Genomic DNA, 6,697 nt, shown 5'->3' with positions numbered 1-6,697 from the left:
ACGCCACCGCCACGGCCTGAACCGCAAGCAGGGCGGCCGCTGCGAGAAGAGCGTCACTCCCCCGGCCGCTCAGGTGCCATACCTCGACGGCGGCGGCAACAGTCAGTGCGGCACGTGCACCATAGAGGTTGAGCACCCTCAGCCGCAGGGGAACGGCTGAACTCAACGGCTTCGAGGACATCAACGCAAAGTACAGTCCGCACATGCCCATGACCAGGGCGTATTCCGCCCTGTCCAGGAGCAGCGGTACAAACGTCGCGGCGGCCGCTACAGCGGGAACAACCATCGGGTGGAGCATAGTCAGTGGCCTGACGTAAACCGGCGGCAGCCAGCCCGGCCGGACCATGGCCAACGCGGTCAGGAGCGTGGCGATTCCTATCAGTACGGCGAAGTACCAAACCAGCGCACCGCCAAGGACTGAGACTCCGGAGAACGCGGTGGATGCCACGAAGGTGAGGGACAGGTAAACCAACACCCGGCTCTCAAGGCGCACCGCAGCCGCAATGTAACCGGCCGTGCCGATCACTGATGTGATCAGCCAGGCGGCCGGGCCATCGTGCAGCGCAAAGTTGTACAGCCCCAGTCCTGTCACTGGCACCATCGCCAGCCCCGTGCCCGTGAACGCTACAGCGGCCGGTTTCAGCCGGGGCACCTTGGCCAGGAGCACAAACCCCGCACCATAGAACAATGCCGTAACCACGCAGACCCCGGCGAAACGCAAGACGGGTGGCAGGCCAGTGCCGATGAACAAGGCCGCGGCGGCCACCAGCATCAGGCTGGCAACGTACAACGTGATGTTGATGTTCTGGCGGTCCCGCTTTTCGCGCCGGGCCTGCCGCTCGGCCGGCGTTTCCGGGAGCGGCTGGAATGCTTCGGCCCGGAAGGGATCCGCGTTGGAGGCAGGGACGCGGGGCTGTGAAGGTGCCTGCGGGACCAGCGGCGCGGGGAGGACCACCCGGGCAGGAGGCGCCGGAACCGTCACTGGCGGAAGCGGCGAAATGGCCGCGAAAGGCGAGGCTGGTGCCACAGAGATGGGAACCTCCGAGGGAGGCACCGATGGTGCGGGCCGGGGCGCGCTGGCGCCCGCCGTCGTCGGGCCCTGGAGCCTGGCCATGGCGTCAAGCCACCCCTGGAGGTGGCCTGCGCGGTAACCGGCCTCGTACGCTTCGTTCCCCACAGTGGTCCCTCTCCCGAAGACAGGTTGCCTGTCCGGTTTCCCGGCCCTATTAATCCAATGACTGGATTAACTGTAGCAAAGAACAGCCCCGCTGCACCAGCAGCGGGGCTGTTCCAAACTTCACCTCAGGCCGTCAGACGGCCTTTCAATTCAGCGATCAATCAGATCAACAAGTGACTACTTGATGATCTTGGTGACGCGTCCTGAACCAACGGTGCGGCCGCCTTCGCGGATAGCGAAGCCGAGGCCCTCTTCCATGGCGATGGGCTGGATGAGCGCAACGGTCATCTCAGTGTTGTCGCCAGGCATAACCATTTCCGTGCCCTCAGGCAGGGTGATAACGCCGGTTACGTCCGTGGTGCGGAAGTAGAACTGCGGGCGGTAGTTGGAGTAGAACGGGTTGTGACGCCCGCCTTCGTCCTTGGAGAGGATGTAGACGTTAGCCTCGAAGTCGGTGTGCGGGGTGATGGAACCCGGCTTGACGACAACCTGGCCACGCTCTACGTCATCACGTTTCAGACCGCGGAGCAGGAGACCACAGTTCTCGCCGGCCCATGCTTCGTCGAGCTGCTTGTGGAACATCTCGATACCGGTAACCGTGGTCTTCTGGACCGGGCGGATGCCGACGATCTCGACCTCGGAGTTGATGGCGAGGGTTCCACGCTCGGCGCGGCCCGTAACAACGGTGCCACGGCCGGTGATCGTGAAGACGTCTTCGATCGGCATCAGGAAGGGCTTGTCACGGTCACGAACGGGGTCCGGTACCGAGTTGTCGACAGCTTCCATGAGGTCCTCGACGGACTTGACCCACACCGGGTCGCCTTCGAGGGCCTTCAGGCCGGAGACGCGAACGACGGGTGCTTCGTCGCCATCGAAGCCCTGAGCCGAAAGCAGCTCACGAACTTCCATTTCAACGAGGTCCAGCAGTTCTTCGTCGTCAACCATGTCCGACTTGTTCAGAGCAACCAGCAGGTAGGGAACGCCAACCTGGCGGGCGAGCAGGACGTGCTCGCGGGTCTGAGCCATCGGGCCGTCAGTGGCGGCAACCACGAGGATTGCACCGTCCATCTGTGCAGCACCGGTGATCATGTTCTTGATGTAGTCAGCGTGACCCGGAGCGTCTACGTGTGCGTAGTGGCGCTTCTCGGTCTGGTACTCAACGTGGGAGATGTTGATGGTAATGCCGCGCTGACGCTCTTCGGGAGCAGAGTCAATAGACGCGAAGTCGCGCTGCTCGTTGAGAGTCGGGTACTTGTCGTACAGCACCTTGGAAATGGCGGCCGTCAACGTCGTCTTACCGTGGTCAACGTGACCAATGGTGCCGATGTTAACGTGCGGCTTAGTCCGCTCGAACTTTGCCTTTGCCACAGGTTCCTCCTAGAACGTTTTCAAATGACTTACCCTTCGACCGCGCTTATCGCGGCAGAAACTCAGGTAAGTCTACTTGGGGGGCTTTGGATTGGTGAAATTGCAGATTCAGGAACTAATACTAGTGCCTAGAGCCTGTTCGTGCAGATGGCCGCCGGCGGGGCCGGAACCGGCCATCTGCACCAGGTGAATTTCCGGAACCGGAAACGCACCCGAGTTTGTTGCTGCGAGAGCCGTGAAGACTACTCGCCGCGGTTCTTCTGGATGATCTCGTCGGCGTAAGCCTTCGGGACCTCGGCGTAGCTGTGGAACGTCATGGAGTACACAGCGCGGCCCTGGGTCTTCGAGCGCAGGTCACCGATGTAGCCGAACATGCCGGACAGCGGGACGTGCGCGCGGATGACCTTGACGCCCTGGGCATCTTCCATGGACTGCATCTGGCCACGGCGGGAGTTGAGGTCACCAATAACTTCACCCATGTATTCCTCAGGGGTGCGGACCTCGACATCCATCAGCGGTTCGAGCAGGACAGGGTTCGCCTTGCGTGCGGCTTCCTTGAAAGCCATACGGCCGGCGATCTTGAACGCCATTTCCGAGGAGTCAACATCGTGGTACGCGCCGTCAATCAGCGTGGCCTTGATGCCGACAACCGGGTAACCTGCCAGGACGCCGTCGTTCAGCGCATCCTGGATACCGGCGTCCACCGACGGGATGTATTCACGGGGAATACGACCACCGGTGACCTTGTTCTCGAACTCGTACAGCTCGCCCTCGGACGTGTCCAACGGAGCGATCGCAATCTGGATCTTTGCGAACTGGCCCGAACCACCGGTCTGCTTCTTGTGCGTGTAGTCGTGACGCTCTACAGCACGCTTGATGGTTTCGCGGTAAGCAACCTGCGGCTTGCCAACGTTTGCCTCGACCTTGAATTCGCGGCGCATGCGGTCCACCAGGATGTCCAGGTGGAGCTCGCCCATGCCGGCGATGATGGTCTGACCGGTGTCCTCGTTGAGGGAGACCTGAAAGGTCGGGTCCTCAGCGGAGAGCTTCTGGATGGCCGTGGAGAGCTTCTCCTGGTCACCCTTGGTGTTCGGCTCGATCGCAACAGAGATCACGGGCTCCGGGAAGCTCATGGACTCGAGGACGATCTGGTTGGAGGAATCGCACAGGGTGTCGCCCGTGGTGGTGTCCTTCAGACCGATCGCTGCGTAGATGTGGCCAGCGGTAGCGCCGTCAACCGGCATTTCCTTGTTGGCGTGCATCTGGAACAGCTTGCCGATGCGCTCCTTCTTGCCCTTGGTGGAGTTGACCACCTGGGAGCCTGCTTCCACGTGACCGGAGTACACGCGGATGAAGGTGAGCTGACCGAAGAACGGGTGCGTGGCAATCTTGAACGCCAGAGCCGAGAACGGCTCTTCGGAAGACGGCTTGCGCGTCAGTTCCTTCTCTTCGTCGCGGGGATCGTGACCGATCATCGGCGGGACGTCGAGCGGGTTCGGCAGGTAGTCAACGACAGCATCAAGCATCGGCTGGACGCCGCGGTTCTTGAAGGCAGAGCCACAGAACACCGGGTACAGCTCGGAGTTGATCGTCATCTTGCGGATGCCGGCCTTGAGCTCGTCCTCGGAGATTTCTTCACCTTCGAGGTACTTCTCCATGAGCTCTTCGGAGGACTCTGCAACGGTCTCAACGAGCGCTGCGCGGCACTCTTCAGCCTTCTCCTTGAGGTCAGCCGGGATCTCCTGGATCTCGTACTTGGCACCCATGGTGACGTCACCCTTGGAGTCGCCGGGCCAGACCAGTGCGCGCATGTAAAGCAGGTCTACGACGCCGATGAAGTCATTCTCGGCGCCGATCGGCAGCTGCATGACCAGCGGCTTGGCACCGAGGCGGCCGACGATGGTGTCTACGGTGAAGTAGAAGTCAGCACCGAGCTTGTCCATCTTGTTGACGAAGCAGATACGCGGAACGTTGTACTTGTCAGCCTGGCGCCAGACGGTCTCGGACTGCGGCTCAACGCCTTCCTTGCCATCGAAAACAGCGACAGCGCCGTCGAGGACGCGCAGGGAGCGCTCAACCTCAACGGTGAAGTCAACGTGGCCGGGGGTGTCGATGATGTTGATCTGGTTGTTTTCCCAGAAGCAGGTCACGGCGGCAGACGTGATGGTGATGCCGCGTTCCTTTTCCTGTTCCATCCAGTCAGTGGTCGAAGCGCCGTCGTGCGTTTCGCCGATCTTGTGGTTCACACCTGTGTAGAACAGAATGCGCTCGGTGGTGGTGGTCTTGCCGGCATCAATGTGGGCCATGATGCCGATATTGCGGACCTTACTAAGGTCGGTAAGCACGTCCTGTGCCACGGTGTCTCCCTTTCGGATGGACTGCACGTTCGCCGCCGGCTCTGTTGAGCCGGCGGCGTCCGGGAAGTATTACCAGCGGTAGTGTGCGAAGGCCTTGTTGGACTCGGCCATCTTGTGGGTGTCTTCGCGACGCTTCACAGCGGCACCGAGACCGTTTGAGGCATCCAGGATTTCGTTCTGGAGGCGCTCAGTCATGGTCTTTTCGCGGCGGGCCTTGGAGTAGCCAACCAGCCAACGCAGCGCGAGGGCGGTGGAGCGGCCCGGCTTGACCTCAACCGGAACCTGGTAGGTGGCGCCGCCAACGCGGCGTGAGCGGACCTCGAGGGAAGGCTTGACGTTCTCCATGGCCTTCTTGAGGGCTGCTACGGGGTCGCCGCCGGACTTGGCGCGGGCGCCTTCGAGGGCACCGTAAACGATGCGCTCTGCGGTGGACTTCTTGCCGTCAACGAGAACCTTGTTGATCAACTGAGTGACCAGCGGGGAGCCGTATACGGGATCTAGTACGAGCGGCCGCTTGGGGGCCGGACCCTTGCGAGGCATATTACTTCTTCTCCATCTTTGCGCCGTAGCGGCTGCGTGCCTGCTTACGGTTCTTCACACCCTGGGTATCGAGGGCGCCACGGACGATCTTGTAGCGGACACCCGGAAGGTCCTTAACACGACCACCGCGAACGAGCACAATGGAGTGCTCCTGCAGGTTGTGGCCTACACCGGGGATGTAAGCGGTAACTTCAATGCCACCGTTGAGGCGCACACGTGCGACCTTACGCAGAGCCGAGTTCGGCTTCTTGGGGGTGGTGGTGTAAACGCGGGTGCAAACACCGCGGCGCATCGGGCTGCCGTTCAGGGCAGGAGCCTTGGTCTTTTTGACCTTAGGCGTGCGGCCCTTGCGGACCAGCTGGTTAATCGTAGGCACTCTCGTGTTCTCCGTTGGTTTGATCTCTACCGGCGCGTTCAGGCGTCAGCCTGAAGTGCATCGGTTTTGGCGTTGTCCCTGCAGCCGTGAGGTCTAGAATCTTGCTTAGGCGTGCAAAAGCGTGGCATTCGTTGCGCACCTAGCCCGCAACCCGGAAACAAGCTCCCACCCAAGCATCATGAGAACAAAACCAAAATGATGCTTGCGGCGGCCTTCATCCACTGCCACACAGAACAATTACACAAAGTTTAGCACGGCTGGCTCAGCACCCTTAATCAGGTGTAGGCGAAAAGCCAACGCCTCCCGCCGTCGTCGGCCGTTTCCGCTTTGAACAGCAACCCGGGTTAAACAGCAACGCGGGGTCACTCTGAGCCCAATCCGAGGTGAGGATTGGGCCTTAAGTGACCCCGCGTTGCTTTAGAAGGGCAGGGCGTCCGGGTCCCTACGTGGCGCGGAACGCGACACGTAAGGACCCGCCCTGCCCGCTAGCGGAAGTCGTTTCCGAGATCGTAGTCATCCAGCGGGATGGCGTGGAACTCAGGAGCTCCGTCGCCGCCCAGGGAATCGTACGAGAAGTCACTGAATGCGCTCGGGCCGGTGAACAGGTTGGCCTTTGCTTCCTCAGTGGGCTCCACGGTGACCTCGGTGTAGCGCGGGAGACCCGTGCCGGCCGGGATCAGCTTACCGATGATGACGTTCTCCTTGAGGCCGAGCAGCGGATCGCTCTTGCCTTCCATGGCCGCCTGCGTCAGGACGCGGGTGGTCTCCTGGAAGGAAGCTGCGGACAGCCAGGACTCGGTGGCCAGGGACGCCTTGGTGATGCCCATGAGCTCAGGACGTCCGGAAGCCGGAGTCTTGCCCTCGGACACAACGCGGCGG

Annotated in this window: 4 protein-coding genes and 2 pseudogenes; all 6 read right to left on the bottom strand. The window is 61.5% G+C overall.

Annotated elements, in window-relative coordinates; all coding sequences use genetic code 11:
• Positions 1 to 1,177, bottom strand: a pseudogene (locus tag DBR22_RS18655) (hypothetical protein); the annotation flags it as partial.
• 177 nt (positions 1,178 to 1,354) lie between these two features.
• Positions 1,355 to 2,545, bottom strand: a complete 1,191-nt coding sequence (gene tuf, locus DBR22_RS18650; protein WP_108600234.1) for an elongation factor Tu — start codon at positions 2,543 to 2,545, stop codon at positions 1,355 to 1,357.
• Between the two features lie 242 nt (positions 2,546 to 2,787).
• On the bottom strand, positions 2,788 to 4,902 hold the full coding sequence (gene fusA / locus DBR22_RS18645; RefSeq protein WP_108600233.1) for an elongation factor G: 2,115 nt from the start codon (positions 4,900 to 4,902) through the stop codon (positions 2,788 to 2,790).
• Between the two features lie 69 nt (positions 4,903 to 4,971).
• On the bottom strand, positions 4,972 to 5,442 hold the full coding sequence (gene rpsG, locus DBR22_RS18640; protein WP_011692813.1) for a 30S ribosomal protein S7: 471 nt from the start codon (positions 5,440 to 5,442) through the stop codon (positions 4,972 to 4,974).
• Between the two features lies 1 nt (position 5,443).
• Positions 5,444 to 5,818 carry a 30S ribosomal protein S12 gene (rpsL, locus tag DBR22_RS18635; protein ID WP_018773658.1) on the bottom strand — a complete coding sequence of 125 codons (375 nt, stop codon included), beginning with the start codon at positions 5,816 to 5,818 and terminating at the stop codon, positions 5,444 to 5,446.
• 485 nt (positions 5,819 to 6,303) lie between these two features.
• A pseudogene (locus DBR22_RS18630) lies at positions 6,304 to 6,697 on the bottom strand (DNA-directed RNA polymerase subunit beta'); the annotation flags it as partial.

This window comes from Arthrobacter sp. HMWF013 (assembly GCF_003061105.1).
Taxonomy (GTDB): Bacteria; Actinomycetota; Actinomycetes; order Actinomycetales; family Micrococcaceae; genus Arthrobacter.
The sequence above is the reverse complement of the archived record's forward strand: the minus strand, read 5'-3'. Positions and strand labels throughout refer to the sequence as shown.

Bases quoted from the DNA above. Each gene is read 5' to 3' on its own strand.
- rpsG (WP_011692813.1), bottom strand. From the start codon at position 5,442: ATGCCTCGCAAGGGTCCGGCCCCCAAGCGGCCGCTCGTACTAGATCCC.